Below are 16264 nucleotides of genomic sequence, written 5' to 3'. Positions count from 1 at the left end.
TCATGTCCGCTGTTCTGCCTGTCCTGGCCACCAGATTGTCCACCGCCACCGCGGCCGCCTTCGGTCCGGCGTACGCCGACCTCGATCCGGAACTGCGGTCGGCGACGAAACCCGAGTTCGGCCACTACCAGAGCAACCTCGCGCTCCGGCTCGGCAACGCGTTGGGCCTGTCGCCGCGCGCAGTCGCCGAACGCCTCGTAGCCGAGCTGCGGATCGGCGATCTCTGCGAAAAGCCGGCCATCGCGGGACCCGGTTTCATCAACCTGACACTTCTGCCGTCGACGCTCGCAGCCGCGGTCAACCAGCCACAGACCTTCCAGACCAGGGGTGAGCGGGTCGTCGTCGACTACTCGCAGCCGAACGTGGCCAAGCAGATGCACGTCGGCCACCTGCGGTCCACGGTGATCGGCGACGCGCTCTGCAACGTCCTGCGGTACGTCGGGTACGACGTCATCCGGCAGAACCACGTCGGCGACTGGGGCACGCAGTACGGGATGATGATCGAGCAGCTGCTCGCCGAGGGCTTGGACGCGGAAACCCTTGATCTGCAGGGATTGCAGCTGCTCTACGAACGGAGCCGGCAGCACTTCGATGCCGACGGCACCTTCGCCGACCTGTCCCGGGCACGGGTCGTGCTGCTCCAGTCCGGCGATCCGGAGACACGGGCGATCTGGCAGCGGATGGTCGACGTGTCGCTGGACGATTTCGAGCAGGTGTACGCGTTGCTCGGATCGGCGCTGACACGGGACGACGTGGTCGGCGAGAGTGCGTACAACAACGATCTGCCCACTGTCGTCGACGAACTGCAGGCAGCCGGCCTGCTGACTGAGTCGGAGGGGGCGATGTGCGCCTTCCTGCCCGGGTTCGTGGGCCGGGACGGATCACCGCTGCCGGTGATCGTGCGGAAGTCCGACGGCGGCTTCGGCTACAGCGCGACCGATCTCGCCGCCATCCGGCACCGGGTGAACACCCTGCACGCGAACCGGATCGTGTACGTCGTGGATCACCGGCAGGCGCTGCACTTCGACCAGATCTTCACGCTCGCACGGACGGCAGGTTGGTTGCCATTGGCAACTCCGGCCGAGCACGTGTCCTTCGGCACCGTCCTCGGACCGAACGGAAAGCCCTTCAAAACCAGGGCCGGCGGCACGGTCAAGCTGACCGTGCTGCTGAACGAAGCTGTCGCGCGGGCCGGCGAGTTGCTCGAAGACCGGGAAGGCATCGACCGGGAGGCGACGGCGCGGGCGGTCGGCCTCGGAGCGGTCAAGTACGCCGACCTGTCCAGCGACCGGGGCAACGACTACGTGTTCGACCTGGACCGGATGGTCGCGATGACCGGCAACACCGGGCCGTACCTGCAGTACGCTCACGCCCGGCTGACCCGGCTGCTCGCCAAGGCGGGCTCGGACGGCGGCGAGGTCACCGAGCTCAAGGACCCGGCCGAAGAGCGGCTGGCCCTCTTACTGACCGGTTTCGCCGCCACGGTCGCGCAGGTCGCCGAGACCCTCCAGCCCCACCGGCTCTGCACTCACCTGTACGAAGTCGCCTCCGCACTGTCCACCTTTTACGAACAGTGCCCGGTCCTGACCAGCGAGGGTCAGACGAAGTCGAGCCGGATAGCCCTCTGCACAGCGACCCGGGCGGTGTTGCAGGATGGACTCGGCCTGCTCGGTATCGAGGCCCCAGACGCCATGTGACGGAGGATGCCCATGTTGCCGTGGTCCGCAGATCTCGCCGGCCGGCTCGAGCGGAAGACGTACGAGAGCGAGTTGCTCCGCGGGAACCCGCTGGGTGATCCGCATGAGCGGCCGGTGCTGGTCTACCTGCCGCCGGGGTACGACGACTCGGACCACCGCTATCCGACGATCTACGTGACGATGGGGTACACCGGCCACGTCGGGATGTGGTCCAACCGGGTGCCGTTCCGGCAGCCCTACCCCGAGTTGCTGGACGCGATGTTCGCCGCCGACGACGTGCCGCCGGGGATCGTGGTGTTCGTCGACTCGTGGACCAAGTACGGCGGCAGCCAGTGCCTCGACTCTCCGGGCACCGGGCAGTACCACTCTTACCTGTGTGAGGAGATCGTCCCCTGGGTCGACGCGACGTACCGGACCATCGCCGATCGCGATCACCGAGCCGTCACCGGTAAGTCCAGCGGCGGCTACACGGCCATGGTGACGCCGCTGCTGCGGCCGGATGTGTTCGGCGCACTCGCGACGCACGCCGGTGACGCGGCCTTCGACCTCTGCTACCGGCCGGAGTTCCCGGTGCGCGCCCGGACACTGCGGGACAAGTTCGACGGCAGCTACGAGAAGTACTTCGAGGACCTGGCCGGCCGGACGGGCCGGACCACGAACGAGGACCTGCACCTGCTCGAGATGTACGGCTACGCCTCGGCGTACTCCGCCGAGCCGGACGGCACCGTGCTGCTGCCCTTCGACGATCTGGGCGCGGTCATTCCGGAGATCTGGGAGCGCTGGCTGTCCCGCGACCCGGTCGAGATGGTCCGCGAACCGCAGTACGCCGATGCACTCCGCTCACTGCGCGCCGTTTGGATCGACGCGGGCCGGCAGGACGAGTACTACCTCGATCTGGGCGCCACCGCGTTCCATCGGGCCGCCAAAGAGGCAGGTCTGGCGGACGAGCGGGTGCACTTCGAACTCTTCGAGGGCACGCACGGCGGCATCGAGTACCGCTATCCGATGGCAGTCCGCTGGCTCTGCGAGCAACTCACGCAGTAATTGGGGTGCTGCGGCCGATCGCACGTCGTACCTTCGAGCCATGAGCTGGCCGGAGGGGATCGAGGCGCGTCCGATCGACAAGGCGGACGCCGAGGCGTGGGCGGAACTGCTGGCTGCCCGGGAGAAGGTCGACCAGGAAGGCGAGAACTACGGCGCCGACGATCTGATCGAGGAGCTGGACGACCCGCATCTGGACGCGGCCCACGACACAATCGGTCTGTGGGCCGACGGGCGGATGGTCGCCTACGGGAAGGTGCAGGCGACCGTGACCGTGGTGGACGTGGACCGGGTCCGGACCGAAGGCACGGTCCACCCGGAGTGGCGCCGGCGCGGCCTCGGTACGACGCTGATGCGGTGGCTGATCCGGCGGGCCGGTGAGGTGCACACGGCCAAGCACCCCGACGCGGCCGGCGAGGTCACCAGCGGCACCATCAGCACGAACGCCGGCGCGGACCGGCTGCTGCGGAACTTCGGCTTCGAGGAGACGCGGTACTTCTTCGACATGAAGCGCCCGCTGGATCAGCCGGTCCCCGAGGTGGCCCTCGCGGACGGCTTCCGGCTCGAGGCCTTCGATCCGTCGATCGACGAGGCGCTCCGGCTGACGCACAACGAGGTGTTCCGCGACCACTGGGGCTCGACCCCGCGCGATGCGGAGAGCTGGAAGGTCTGGAACACCGGAGCGCGGTCGTTCCGCGGCGGATCGTCGTACGTCGTCCTGGACGGCGAGACGATCGCGGCGTATGTGCTCGGCTACGAATGGGACGCCGACACCGAGGTGACCGGGATCCGGGAGCTGTACATCGGCCAGGTCGGGACCCGCCGGGCGTACCGGGGTCGCGGGCTGGCCCGGGCCGCGTTGGCGAAGGTGCTCGCCGAGGCGGTACAGGCCGGCTACCAGCGGTCGGGCCTCGGCGTCGACGCCGACAACCCCACTGGCGCACTCGGCCTGTACGAAAGCCTCGGCTACTCGGTTCACGGCAAGTGGGTCACCTACCGCTTGCCGCTCTGATCAGACGTGTGAATCGACCACCACCGGCTCGGCGGACGTTTCGATCGGCTCCGGACGGGTGCGGAACCAGTTCCACGGGCGGACGCTGATCACGATCATCGTCAGGCTCAGTACGGCGTACACGAGGGATCCGATGAACGCCGCGTGCACCCCGTCGACCAGGACCTCCCGCGGGATCGTCGAGCTCGAGTTGCGGCTCGCCGTACCGAAGATGGTGACCAGGATGCCCAGGCCGAGTGCGCCACCGACCTGCTGGACGACGTTCAGCATGCCGGACGCGGCGCCCGAGTCCTCCGGCGCGACACCGGAGATGGCTCGGCCGACGAGCGGGATGAAGATCATCCCGGCACCCGCTCCGAACAGCAGCAGCGGTCCGACCACATCGGCCAGATACGTGCTGTGCGCGTCCAACTGGGTCAGCCAGACGGTGCCCAGCGCGACCAGGGTCGATCCGGTCAGCATCAGCTTCGCGCCGTCGATCCGGGCGACCAGCTTCGGTACGACTCTCGACGCGGTGAACAGCAGACCGGTCAGCGGCAGGAAGGCCAGACCGGCGGCCAGCGGGCTGAGCTCGAGCACACCCTGCAGGTACTGCGTGAGGAAGAAGAACATCCCGAACATCGTCCCGACCACCAGCAACATCGTCACGTACGCCGCCGACCGGTCAGCGGACCGGAACAGGCGCAGCGGCACGATCGGGTGGCTGACCCGGCGCTCGATCAGCACGAACGAGACCAGCAGGACCACACCGGCCGCGAACGCGACCAGCACCTCGGTCGACGTCCAGCCGGCGTCGGCGACCCGGATGAAGCCGTAGACGAGCGAAGTGATGCCGAGCGTCGAGGTGAGCGCGCCGGCCACGTCGAACCGGCCGGTCTCCGGCGCGGTCTCGGTCAGCACCCGGCTGGCCGTGATCACCAGCGCGATACCGATCGGGACGTTGATGAACAGACCCCAACGCCAGGACACCCAATCCGTCAGCATGCCCCCGAGCACCAGGCCGACGCTGCCTCCACCGGACGACACCAGGCTGTAGTAGCCGAGTGCCTTCATCCGCTCGGGACCTTCGCGGTAGGTGAGCATGAGCAGGGTGAGCGCCGCCGGTGCGGCGATCGCACCGCCGATGCCTTGCAGGACACGGGCGGCGAGCAGCAGCTCGGCGTTCGGCGCGAGTCCGCCGAGCAGCGAGGCGAGGGTGAAGATGCTGATACCGGTGATGAACACCCGGCGCCGACCGAGCAGGTCGCCGGCGCGGGCGCCGAGCAGGAGCAGACCGCCGAACGCGAGCGCGTAGGCGTTCTGCACCCAGGACAGGCTGGACGGGCTGAAGTGCAGGGCTTGCTGGATATGAGGCATCGCGATGTTCACCACGGTGCCGTCGAGGATCACCATCAACTGGGTGACCAGGATGACTGCGAGGACTACCCCGGCCCGCCGGGCTGGCGTGCCTGAGGCGGCGCCGGCCGGCGCCGCGGCTGTTGCCGACATATTGCTCCTTACCCCGGAGGGGCTACAGTTGGGAGGGAAAGCGGAGCGCTCCTCCGGATACAATACGGAGGCACCCTCCGCTTTGCAAGCGATATTGTGTGCGGACTTTCAGCGGCACGCCCGCCACGGACAGTGAGGAGGCCGGATGGCGCCCACACCGTTGCCGTCCCTGCGGCCGACCCGGGCCGACGCGGCGCGGAACTACGACCTGCTGGTGACGGCCGCCCGGGAGGCGTTCTCCGAGCACGGCACGGACACCTCGCTGGAGGAGATCGCCCGCCGGGCCGGCGTCGGCATCGGTACGCTCTACCGCCGGTTCCCGAGCCGGACCGCGCTGCTCGAGGCGGTCTACGTGGACGAGATCCAGTCCGTGTGCGATCGCGCGTACGACTTCGACCGGGAGCTGGAGCCGTTCGAGGCGCTGGCCGCCTGGCTGCGCAGCTTCGTCGGGTACGGGCTGTCCAAGAAGAGCCTGGCCAGCGAGCTCACGGTTGCCCTAGGCAAGGACTCGCAGTTCTTCCAGTCCTGCAAGGTCAACGTGCAGGAAGCCGGCCAGCTGCTGCTGGACAAGGCGAAGGCGGCCGGCGAGGTCCGGCCCGAGCTCGAGCTGATGGACATCATGCGGCTGGTCGGCGGCATCAACATGGGCCGCGACATGGAGCCTGAGCAGGCGCATCGCCTGCTCGACATCGTCTTGTGCGGACTCAGGCCCGCTGCTTCCTGACGTCGGCCAGCGACGGGTTGGCGGCATCGCGCTCGGTGTAGCTGAGCTGCTCACGCGGGAACGGCCAATCGATTCCCAGCTCGGGATCCAAGAGGTCCACAGTGATCCGCTCCGGCGACCAGTGCTCGTTCACCAGGAAGTTGTACGTCGTGTGCGGCACGAGCGTGCAGAACGAGTTCCCGACGCCACGGGGGACATACAGCGCCTGCGACGGGCCGAGCTCGAACGTCGCGACCTGGCCGAACGTCTCGATGTCGCGCAGATCGACGAGCGCGACGAACACCCGCCCGGCTGACGGCGACAGGTACTTGTCCCACGGCTCGGCGTGGATCCCCCGAATGATCCCGGCCTCGGCCAGCGACAGGACGTTGTGCTGGACGACGTCGAAGCGCGGCATCCCGGCGGCCGCGAGCTTGCCCGCGTGGAAACTCTCCTTGAACCATCCGTCGTCATTGGGCTGAACCTCCAGCTCGATCCGCAGCACCCCGGGAATCCCGGTCTGGTGAACCTTCACCGGCGGACCTGCCGGCGGGCGTCGAGCTGCGCCTGGTCAGCCGCGGTCAGGCCCGCGTTCCACCCGGCGCCGTTCGTGATGCGTGTCCGCCGCGTCGTCGTGTTCGGGAACAGCTTGGTGAACAAGGCGTCCACCTGCTCCTCCCGCTTGGCCAGCACCGGCAGCAGCCGTCCCGCATCGGGCTCGGGTACGGCGGCCTGCGTCGCGGCCGTGGACGCCTCCAGCCGCTCGCCGATCCGTTGGGCGTAAGCCATCAGGAACGACTGCCGGAACGAGCGGGTTCGGGACTCGCCGCGGTGGCCAATGTGTTTGCCTGCAGCAAGCATCGCGCGGTTCGCCTGGACCAGGAGGGAGGTGCTGAGGATCTCCGTGAGCTGGAGATCCAGCTCGGCACCCACGATGGTGACGACGGCCAGGTTGTCGATCACGACCGTACGGCAGCGGTTGGCCGACGCCACGGCGCCGACGAGCTGCGCCTTCGCGGACACGTACGGCGTATCGACCCAGAGCCGGCGGCCGGCGGAGTCGTCCGGGATCTCCACCTCAGCGTCCACCAGGGCGCTGTCGAGGGAGAACTTGGCCATCAGCTCCTGCGCCTTGCCGGACAGGGCTTCCGCCTCGTCCGGGAACTCGGTCGCCTCCGCCTTCGCGAGCAAACGCCGGATGCGCGCCAGCATCTTCCCGTTCACCGGTACGACGTGGTGCTCACCGAGCACCGTCGTCCCCGGCAGTGGATAGAGCCGGGCCAGGACCGGCAAGGACTGGAGGAAGCCGGCCAGGGAGAGGGCGTGGTGCAGCGTGAGATACCGACCGACACGCGCTGCGGCCGCCCAGGCGGTGAGCGTCAACTCGGTGAACGGCTGCGGGACACCGACGTCGGTCAGTTGATCGAGCCAGCGGGGGTCGATGGTGGCGGCCTTGTAGCGCTGGTGCTCCGCGGAGATCGCGGCCAAGAGGAGCGGCTCAACGCGGGGGTCCAGCTCGCGCCGGCCGTGCTGGACCACGTCGGCCGGCGCCCAGCCGCGTTCCCAGGTGATGCGGAGCAGGCCGGCCAGAAACACCTGCAGGCAACGATCCACCTGCGCTTGATCGCGTTCGTCGTACGCACCGAGGCGAGCCAGCTGACCGTCGGCCCGGTCGTCGCGCCCCGCAACGATCGTCGCCGCGACCGGTAACAATCGCAGGATCTCCTCGTCACTCACTCGGACAAGTCTGACAGACACGCGCGAGCCGCACCGATCGGTACGCGATGTTCATGGTCGCGGTCTGCCCGGTGCGTGAACTGCGGGATGCGGAACGTGTCTGGGTGCGATCGTTCTGGGACGCGCTGCGACCGCACACGAGGCGAAGTACGACCCGGACAACGTCTTCCACCGCAATCAGAACATCAGCACGGCCGTCTGAAGGTTGCCTTAAGCCCGCTCTGGGACGATCCTGCCGAAAGGGGACATCTCAGGGGGAGGCAGTCTCATGACTCAACTTGCCGACAGCGGCATCGGTGAACTCCGCACGGCGATGAGCGGACCGGTGCTCGGTCCGGACGATGCCGGGTACGACGACGCCCGGCGGCTCTGGAATGCGGCGATCGACCGACGGCCGGCGGTGATCGCCCGCTGCCAGAGCGCAGCGGACGTGAGCCGCGCGGTTCGGTTCGCGCGCGACCACGGGCTCGAGATCGCGGTCCGTGGTGGTGCGCACAATCCGGGCGGTTCGGCTTCGGTCGACGACGGGCTGATGATCGATCTCAGCCCGCTGAACGAGGTCACGGTCGATCCGGGCGCGAAGCAGGCCCGGGTCGGCGGTGGCGCCGAACTCGGGCAACTCGACGCGGCGGCTCAGGAGTACGGCCTCGCGACGCCCGCCGGCATGATCAGTCACACCGGAGTCGGAGGACTGACGCTCGGTGGTGGCATGGGGTGGCTGACCCGCAAGTACGGGCTCAGCATCGACAATCTCGTCTCGGTCGAGATCGTCACCGCGGACGGACAGATCCGCCACGCCTCCGACGACGAGAACCCGGATCTGTTCTGGGCGGTTCGCGGTGGCGGCGGCAACTTCGGCGTCGTGACGGAGTTCGAGTTCCGCCTGCACGACGTCGATCCGATGATCGACTTCGGGCTGGCGTTCTGGGGCCTCGACCAGGGCACCGACGTGCTGCGGACGGCCCGTGAGGTCATCGCGAGACTTCCGGACGAGCTGAACATCTTGGTCGGAGCGGTGAATGCGCCGCCGGCTCCGTTCGTACCGGCCGAGTACCACTTCCGGCCCGGATACGCACTGATCGTCACCGGCTTCGGTACGGCCGAGGTTCACGCGCGGGTGATGGACGAGATCCGCTCTGCCTTGCCGCCGCTGTTCGAGTTCGCGAGCCCGATGCCGTACCTAGCCCTGCAGCAGATGCTGGACGAGGCGAACGCGTGGGGATTCCACGCCTACGACAAGGGTTTCTACCTCGACGACTTCACCGACGAGGCGATCCAAGTGATCACCGAGCACGTACCGCTCAAGCAGTCACCGGGTTCGGCGATGCTGGTCTACCGGCTCGACGGCGCCTATTCGAAGGTGCCTGACGACGCCACCGCGTTCAGCGGCAGCCGGGCGCCCGGCTACGCGGGCTTCGTCATCGCGATCTGCCCGACGCCCGAACTGCTGGAGCAGGAACGGGTTTGGGTCCGATCGTTCTGGGACGCGATGGTTCCGGTCAGCCGGGGCATCGGGAGCTACGTCAACGCGATCAGCGACGCGGGCGCCGACGATCGGGTGCGGGCGTCGTACGGGCCGAAGTACGAGCGACTGGCGGCGATCAAGGCGAAGTACGACCCGGAGAATCTGTTCCACCGGAACGCGAACATCAAGCCGGCCTAGATCGACGCGGCGCCGTCCACGACCAGGACCTGGCCGTTGATGTTGGTGTTGTCGAGGAGCAGCATCCGGACGACCGGGACGACGTCGTCGGGTTCGGTCAGGTGACCGGTCGGGGTGCGGCGGACGATCTGGTCGAGTTGGGTCTGGCCGAGGACCGCGGACATGTCCGAGGCGAAGAAGCCCGGCGCGACCGCGTTGGCGAGGACGCGGCCACCGAGTTCACGGGCGAGTGAACGGGTGGCCGCGTCCATGCCGCCCTTGGTGGCGGAGTAGGCGACCAGCCCCGGGTAGCCGCGCTGTGCGCAGATCGAGGTGACGTTGACGATCCGGCCCTTCAGGCCCTTCGCGAGCATGCGACGGAGCACGAACCGGGTCAGGATCAGCGGCGAGGTCAGGTTGGTCCGGATGATGTCGTCGAGACGCTCGGCCGAGGTGTGCACGTGCAGCGAGTCCTGGCCGATCGCCGCATTGTTGACCAGGGCGTCGATCGGTCCGAGTGCTGTCTCCACGGCCTTGACGAAGTCCTGCCCGGCCGCGGAGTCGTTGATGTCGACCGAGCCGTAGTACAGGTGGTCCGGGTACTTCTCACCGAGCGCGGTCAGCTCAGGAGTCACGGTCCGGGCGAAGGCGGCGACCTTCAGGCCGGCTGCGAGCAGGTCGGTAACGATCGCCAGGCCGAGGCCGCGGGATCCTCCCGACACCAGTACGACCGACGCGGGCGGGACCACGCTGACTTCAGACATCACTCTTCAGGGTTTCCTTCTGCGGGATCGCGTCGAGGAACGTGATGCGCCGCGGTACGCCGTAATCGGGCAGGCGGCTCGAGCACCACTGGACCAGGTCGGCGTTGCTGATCGGACCGAGCGCCCGGTTCGGCACCACCTCGGCGGCGACCATCCGGCCGACCAGAGGAGCCTTGCGCGCGAACACCCGTGCCCACGAGACACCCGGGTGACCCATCAGCACGCTGCGGACGACACCGGCGGACACCTTCGATCCGCCGACGTTGATCTCGTCGGTGTCCAGCCGCCCGGTGATCATCACCCGGTCCCCGTCGTACTCGACCCGGTCTCCGGTATGGACCGCACCGACCAGACCGGCCCCGTGATGCGGTGAGCGGATGACCAGTTCGTCGCCGTCGATCGAGAGGATCGGGCGGTCCAGGTCGGGCTTGCGGTCGAGCCAGGTTTTCGGGAACCCGGCCTTGCCGTCGTGGACCACGATCGACGCGCCGACCTCGGAGGACGCGTAGATCCAGGAGATCCGGGTCTTCGGGAAGATCTCCCGGAGCTGATCGAGGATCGCCTGGTCGACGGGCTCACCGCCGAGCGTGATCTGCTCCAGCGGTACGTCGCTCAGCCCGTCGGCGTCACGGTAGATCGCCTGCCGCCAGAAGGTCGGCGTACCGGAGGCGGCAGTGACGCCGTGCTCGGCGGCGATCGCCGGCCAGTCGTCGAGCTCGCTGGGCTCGATCACGACCAGACCCTGATCGGCATGGGTCAGCGAGAGGGTGACGACCTGCCACCACGCGTAGGTGCCCGGCGAGTACGGCAGCAGCCACGTACGCGCGGGCTGGTCGCCGGTCACGGTGGTCAGCGACTCGAGGGTGTGGCCGATCCGCTTCGGGCGGCCGGTCGAACCGGACGTGAGCAACCAGGCGCGGCCCGACTCCTCGACGCGCTTGAGTTTGGCCGGGGTCACTTCCCCATCGGGCAGAACGACCGCGAATCCGGACTCGCCCAGTTCTTCGCGCATCCGCTCGTCGACGCGGGTCGCGGTGGAGACCAGGAGCTCGGTGCCGTGCACCGCGTGGTGGCGGAGGGCGGCGAGCGCGTCGGCGCCGTTGTCGACCAGGACGGCCGCGGGCGAAGGAATCTGCGGGAGCTTGTGCAGGGTCCGCCAGGTCAGGCTCTTGCCGGCGACGACCACTGTGTTGTCGTCACCGATCAGGGCGGTGCTCCGGCGCCGCGTGCTCACGCCGACTGGAGCTGCTCGATGAAATCCAGCACGTCGCCGACAGTGGCGATCCGGCGCAGCCCGGGGGCATCGAAGTTCAGCTCGTCCTCCAGCTCGTCCTCCACCCGGAGGGCCAGCTCGGAGAAGTCCAGCGATCGGAACCCGATCTGCCTCAGATCCGCCGCGTCATCAGCCGGCAATGTCCGTCCCTGCGCCGTCATCACCTCACCCATCAATTCCCTGACCCGACCCCGGTCCACCGAACTCATAAGCCCAAAGCCTAGCGTCCCCGATTTTCCGCGGGCCGGGCTCAGGGGGGTTCCGGCGGCGGTGCTCCCACTGGCGACTGACGGCGTACCCGGGCTTTCAGGCGTTTGATTCGCGCACTGATCTCCCAGCCGACCAGGGCGATCAAGGGACTCGCGGCGGCGACGGCGGCGAGCAGGACCTCCTCGACCGGCAGTCCCGCGATGTGGAGGACGACCATCGAACCTCCCGAGCGCTGCGGGTTCTAGGAGATTACTGAGTGTACGTGAGAGATACCTACCGGCAAACGGATTCCTGGCGGGGTTTCTGGTGAGTCCGCACCTGCTCTGCTGCACGGACTCCCCAGACGCCCCCGTCAGACCCGACTCTCCGGGCTCATACACTTTGCCGTTGACGTCCTCCACCGCCCGAAGGCAGAGGATTCCAACCCTCACGGGTTGAGGTTCGCGGTTCACAGCCATGCCTGACTGCGCAAGAGGGCTCCCCGCGCTGCCACGGCCCGCCCGGCCGCGGTTGTTGCTGGTCCTACAAGTGTTAGTTGCTTGGCTATCGCAACTGACGAAGACACTACCCAGCCCAACCGACAAACCTGAAGGAGGGAGATGGCGCTCCTCCCCGCCGTGAACTACGGGGTTTCCACGCCATCACATCGATGATCAGAGCCGGCCGGGGGAAACGCGTGGCTTTGGGGCGTGGGACGCGCGTGGCGGCGATGGTGAGCCTGCCGGTGCTGCCCCTGGCCTGGTTCGTCGCGTTGCAGGAGCAGCCGCCCTGGATGACCGGCGCGTATCTCGGGTACCTCGTGATCGTCGTCGCCGTACCGGGCACGATCTTCTGGCGCCGGCTCACCGGCGGCTCGGGCTGGTTCACGGCGGACGTGGTTCTGGGTACGGCCTTCGGCCTGGCCGTCGAGGCGCTCCTCTATCCGATCGGGATGCTGTTCGCGATGCCGTTGGCGGCGTTGCTGATGCCGGCGCTGGCGTTCGGGGTATGGCGGACTCTGCCACGACGGAGGCTGTCCGAGCGGCCGACGCCGTGGTGGGCGACGGCCGGTGTGATGGTGGCGGTCGGTGTCGCGGCCGCGTGGTTCGTACGGGTCGGATCGCAACTCATCCCGCTGACCGGACCCAGTGCACTCAGGCCGAACTCGGACGCCCCGCACAACCTCGCAGTGGCCGGCGAACTGACGCATCACTTCCCACCGCGGGTCCCATACGCCGATGGCAAGTGGATGACCAGCCACTGGGCGGCGTACGACCACATTGCGTCGACACACTGGATCACCAGCATTCCGCTCGACGTACTGACGTACCGGATGGTGCCGTTCGCCTGGATCCTGCTGACCGTGTTGGGCGCTGCGGCAGTCGGCATGGTGCTCACCGGTCGGGCCGTTGCCGCTCCGATCGCTGCCGGGCTCACTGTGGCTGCGGGCGACCTGGTGGCGTGGCCGTGGGCGGTGTCGAACCGGGTGTTCGCGGACGGACCGTTCTCACTCGGTCAGCTGACCAATCCGCCGCAAGCCTTCTCGACTGTGCTGTTGCTGCCACTCATCGCGGTCACTGCGTTGCTGCTGCGTCGCAAGCCCGGTCAGACGCGCGGACAGTTGTTCCGGCTCTTCGTGACCGCCGGAGTGCTCATTGCGGCCTTGGCTTTGACGAAGGCCACCACACTGCCGGTCTACGCCACCGGGCTGGCCAGTGCGTGGATCTACCTGACTGTTCGGGCCGGACGGCTGAACCTGCGCGCGCTGGTGCTCGGTGTTGGTGTCGCGGCGGCGTACGCGGTGGCCTTCTTCGTCGTCCTGCGTGGCGCCCGATCCAGTGTGATCTTCGACCCGGCGGCGACCTTCGAAGGTCTGGCGGACCAGATGGGCGGTGGCTCCGCAGTGGCGGTGATCGCCGCAGTGGTGGTGGTCGGCTGGGTCATGCCTCTGGTCGGCGCCCTGCTGATCAAGCGACGGATCCCGCGCGATCCGATGCCGGTGTTCCTGGTCTTCGGCTTCGTCGCGGCGATCGTGGGTGCGTCGCTGCTGTACGACGAGGGCGAGACCCAACTGTTCTTCGTCCGCACCGGCTTCATCTACGGCGTACTGATCGCCACCTGGGGTCTCGGCTCACTGCAGCGTCGGCAGTACTGGATTGCCGCGGTGGCCTTGCTCATCGGGGTTGCTGCGATCTATTGGGGTCGGTACCGGTCGGACGACTCGTGTACGTCGGCCAGTTGCTTCGGACAGAGCCTCGCGGTCGCTTTGGCGATCGCAGCCCTCGGCATCGGGGTGTTCGGGCTCGTCCTGCGCGGCTCCCGGCGTACCTGGGCCCTCATCGCCGTGGCGGTCCTCCTGGGGATGACGGCGTCGTCGACGGTGGTGTCGTTGCGGAAGTTCGCCACACCGCCGTTGACGGAGTACGAGTCGATCGCACCAGGTGGCATCGAGGCCGCACGGTTCATCCGGCGGAACTCCGGATCCGACGACAAGATCGCCACCAACCTGCATTGCCACCAGGCTCGCGCGTCGCACTGCCTCACCGGCTCATACTGGATCGCCGGGTACGCCGAACGCCGCGTACTCGTGGAGGGCTGGGCCTACCAGACCCGTGTCGACGACACCTACCCCGACGGTGTCCAGAGCAGCTACTGGGACGAGGAGATGCTCCGTCTGAACGACGAGGCCTTCGCCAGCCCCACTCGCGAGGTGCTCGAGACGCTACGGACCAAGTACGACGTGCAGTGGCTGCTGCTCGACGAACGCGTCAGTGCGCCGCCGAAGAACCTGGACCGGCTGACCGAACTGCGGTTCCAGTACGGCACCGTCCGCGTCTACCAGCTCTATCCGCCGCCGCCGGAGAACCCGTTCCCGTCCCAGACGCCGTCTCAGACCGGCACACAGTCGCCGACGCCGTCTCCCTCGTTCCCGACCGGTTCACCGACGCAGACTCCGAGCTTCCCGACGCAGACCCCTGGAGTACCGGTCCAGACCCTGACACCTGGCCAGACGCTGCCGAGCCAGCCCTTCCCGACCGGCAGCCTGCCGACGGGAAGCCTGCCTCCGCCGACCTTCCCCACCGGCCCCCTCCCGACGCAGCTCACCACTACGCCGGGAGTCCCAAGTCCCTGACCGTCAGCGCAGGGACACTGCCGGGATCGACACGCTCTGGTTCGCCAGACGATCCAGAGCGGCGACCGTGTAGAGGTAGGCCTTGCCAGGCGTCGCCGTGGTGTCCAGGTAGGACTGCGCGGCGCCGGTCGAGCGGACCGTCGCGATGAGGTTCCGGGCGTCGTTGTCCGGGCAGTGGTCGCCACCCAGCAGCTCGCGACGATAGACGGCGTACGACGTCGTGTCGCCGGACGTACGACGCCACTTCACCTGGACACCGTCAGCGGTCCGCGTCGCCTGGACGGCGTGGGCGGGCAGCGGCGGGCGGGAGTCCAGCGACGGCATCGCGGGGATCAGCGCCGGCCGCGTGTACCAGTTGTTGTTCAGCAGTGTGGTCGCACCGAGGCGGTCCGCTCGGACGTCCTTGGCCGAGAAGTAGATGTTGCCCTTGACCTCGGGGATCGTGCTGTCGAACGCCAGGTGGTCGCTGAGCTCCTGCGGATCCGCCCAGTCCGGCGACTGCGTCGACGTACCGACCTTGTACGTCGCCTCGCCGATGTAGAGGTGCACGTGCGTACCGCGCACCTGGTCGGCCCACCACGGGACGATCTTGTTGTAGTCGGCCGGCGCGAACCCGCCGGCCCAGTAGACCTGCGGGACGATGTAGTCGATCCAGTCCTCGCGGACCCACTTGCGGGTGTCCGCGGCCAGGTCGTCGTACGTCTGGACGCCGGCCGTGGTGTCGGAGCCCTCCGGGTCGGTGGCCTTGTTCCGCCACACTGCGAACGGCGAGATGCCGAACTTCACCCACGGCTTGATCGCCTTGATCCGTGACTGGATCTCCTGGATCAGCAGATCGATGTTGTTCCGCCGCCAGTCGGCCAGCGTCGGGAAGCCGGCGCCGTACTGGGCGTACGTCGCGGCGTCGTCGAAGACCTGTCCGGCCACCGGGTACGGGTAGAAGTAGTCGTCGAAGTGCACGCCGTCGAGGTCGTAGCGCGAGACCGCGTCCATGATCGCGTCCTCGACCAGCTTGCGGGCCGCCGGGATCCCGGGGTTGTAGTACAGCTTCCCGCCGTACGTGACGACCCAGTCCGGGTGCTGCCGGGCCGGGTGGGTGGGGACGAGGGCGTTGATGTCGGTGCCCATCGAGAGCCGGTACGGGTTGAACCAGGCGTGCAGCTCGAGGTTGCGCTTGTGCGCCTCGGCGACGGCGAAGGCGAGCGGGTCGTAGCCGGGGTCGCCGCCCTGGGTGCCGGTCAGGTACCGCGACCAGGGCTCGACCTTGGACGGCCAGAAGGCGTCGGCGGTCGGGCGGACCTGCAGGATGACGGCGTTGTGGTGCTGCCGGACCGCGTCGTCGAACCACGAGATCAGCTCGGCCTGCTGCTGCGCCGCGCTCAGACCGGTCTTGGACGGCCAGTCGATGTTCACCACCGACGACACCCAGGTCGCACGGAACTGCCGGAGCGGTGTCGTCGGACTCGGGGCACAGCTCTGCTGATCCGCGGGCGCTTGCGCGGCCGTTGCCGTACCGGGCAGACCGCTCAGTAACAGCCCTGCCGTCACGCCGAGGATGCCCATAGCTCGCCAGACTCTCATGTCA

Annotated in this window: 15 protein-coding genes; 7 read left to right on the top strand and 8 right to left on the bottom strand. The window is 68.1% G+C overall.

Features of this window, described 5'->3' with window-relative positions; translation table 11 throughout:
* Positions 1-2: 2 nt before the first annotated feature.
* From argS to AB0E63_RS12065, 3 genes are read left to right on the top strand one after another with little or no spacing between them, the layout of a single operon-like run.
* On the top strand, positions 3-1697 hold the full coding sequence (argS, locus tag AB0E63_RS12075; RefSeq protein ID WP_360364529.1) for an arginine--tRNA ligase: 1695 nt from the start codon (positions 3-5) through the stop codon (positions 1695-1697).
* 12 nt (positions 1698-1709) lie between these two features.
* The gene (locus tag AB0E63_RS12070) at positions 1710-2741 is read left to right on the top strand and encodes an alpha/beta hydrolase-fold protein (RefSeq protein ID WP_360364527.1); all 1032 of its coding nucleotides are present in this window, start codon (positions 1710-1712) and stop codon (positions 2739-2741) included.
* Between the two features lie 40 nt (positions 2742-2781).
* Entirely contained in the window at positions 2782-3750 is a 969-nt protein-coding gene (locus AB0E63_RS12065) for a GNAT family N-acetyltransferase (protein WP_360364525.1), read from the top strand.
* On the opposite strand, the gene AB0E63_RS12060 is transcribed toward AB0E63_RS12065, so the two are convergent.
* Positions 3751-5238: an MFS transporter gene (locus tag AB0E63_RS12060; protein WP_360364523.1), complete on the bottom strand. Its 1488-nt coding sequence runs from the start codon at positions 5236-5238 to the stop codon at positions 3751-3753.
* Positions 5239-5383: 145 nt separating this feature from the next.
* Here AB0E63_RS12060 and AB0E63_RS12055 point away from each other — a divergent pair, with 145 nt between their 5' ends.
* Positions 5384-5962: a helix-turn-helix domain-containing protein gene (locus AB0E63_RS12055; RefSeq protein ID WP_360364521.1), complete on the top strand. Its 579-nt coding sequence runs from the start codon at positions 5384-5386 to the stop codon at positions 5960-5962.
* Here the strand turns inward: AB0E63_RS12055 and AB0E63_RS12050 are convergent.
* Both AB0E63_RS12050 and AB0E63_RS12045 read right to left on the bottom strand, forming a co-directional pair.
* Positions 5943-6476, bottom strand: a complete 534-nt coding sequence (locus AB0E63_RS12050; protein WP_360364519.1) for a dTDP-4-dehydrorhamnose 3,5-epimerase family protein — start codon at positions 6474-6476, stop codon at positions 5943-5945. The genes AB0E63_RS12055 and AB0E63_RS12050 overlap by 20 nt on opposite strands.
* The gene (locus tag AB0E63_RS12045; RefSeq protein ID WP_360364518.1) at positions 6473-7678 is read right to left on the bottom strand and encodes a DUF2786 domain-containing protein; all 1206 of its coding nucleotides are present in this window, start codon (positions 7676-7678) and stop codon (positions 6473-6475) included. The genes AB0E63_RS12050 and AB0E63_RS12045 overlap by 4 nt, the downstream gene beginning before the upstream one ends.
* Before the next feature lie 100 nt (positions 7679-7778).
* Here AB0E63_RS12045 and AB0E63_RS12040 point away from each other — a divergent pair, with 100 nt between their 5' ends.
* Positions 7779-7880 (top strand): BBE domain-containing protein, encoded by a 102-nt coding sequence (locus AB0E63_RS12040; protein ID WP_360364581.1) that lies wholly within the window; start codon positions 7779-7781, stop codon positions 7878-7880.
* A gap of 66 nt (positions 7881-7946) precedes the next feature.
* Positions 7947-9341 carry an FAD-binding oxidoreductase gene (locus tag AB0E63_RS12035; RefSeq protein ID WP_360364516.1) on the top strand — a complete coding sequence of 465 codons (1395 nt, stop codon included), beginning with the start codon at positions 7947-7949 and terminating at the stop codon, positions 9339-9341.
* Here AB0E63_RS12035 and AB0E63_RS12030 read toward each other — a convergent pair.
* Genes AB0E63_RS12030 through AB0E63_RS12015 form a run of 4 tightly spaced genes read right to left on the bottom strand, consistent with a single transcriptional unit; the run spans position 9338 to position 11784 of the window.
* On the bottom strand, positions 9338-10084 hold the full coding sequence (locus AB0E63_RS12030; RefSeq protein WP_360364514.1) for an SDR family NAD(P)-dependent oxidoreductase: 747 nt from the start codon (positions 10082-10084) through the stop codon (positions 9338-9340). The genes AB0E63_RS12035 and AB0E63_RS12030 overlap by 4 nt on opposite strands.
* Entirely contained in the window at positions 10077-11318 is a 1242-nt protein-coding gene (locus AB0E63_RS12025; RefSeq protein WP_360364512.1) for an AMP-binding protein, read from the bottom strand. The genes AB0E63_RS12030 and AB0E63_RS12025 overlap by 8 nt, the downstream gene beginning before the upstream one ends.
* Complete coding sequence (locus AB0E63_RS12020) at positions 11315-11566, bottom strand: acyl carrier protein (RefSeq protein WP_360364511.1); 252 nt, start codon at positions 11564-11566, stop codon at positions 11315-11317. The genes AB0E63_RS12025 and AB0E63_RS12020 overlap by 4 nt, the downstream gene beginning before the upstream one ends.
* Before the next feature lie 41 nt (positions 11567-11607).
* Positions 11608-11784, bottom strand: coding sequence for a hypothetical protein (locus AB0E63_RS12015; protein WP_360364509.1), 177 nt, complete (start codon positions 11782-11784; stop codon positions 11608-11610).
* A 492-nt stretch (positions 11785-12276) separates the two neighbouring features.
* Between AB0E63_RS12015 and AB0E63_RS12010 the strand changes: the two genes are divergently transcribed.
* Complete coding sequence (locus AB0E63_RS12010; RefSeq protein WP_360364580.1) at positions 12277-14679, top strand: hypothetical protein; 2403 nt, start codon at positions 12277-12279, stop codon at positions 14677-14679.
* Positions 14680-14682: 3 nt separating this feature from the next.
* Here the strand turns inward: AB0E63_RS12010 and AB0E63_RS12005 are convergent, their stop codons facing one another.
* On the bottom strand, positions 14683-16260 hold the full coding sequence (locus AB0E63_RS12005) for a family 10 glycosylhydrolase (RefSeq protein WP_360364507.1): 1578 nt from the start codon (positions 16258-16260) through the stop codon (positions 14683-14685).
* Between the last annotated feature and the right edge of the window lie 4 nt (positions 16261-16264).

Origin of the sequence: Kribbella sp. NPDC026596, assembly GCF_040638415.1 — a bacterium.
In the GTDB taxonomy this organism is placed as follows: domain Bacteria; phylum Actinomycetota; class Actinomycetes; order Propionibacteriales; family Kribbellaceae; genus Kribbella.
Note: the sequence above shows the minus strand (reverse complement) of the source record. Positions and strands in the feature narration are given on the sequence as shown.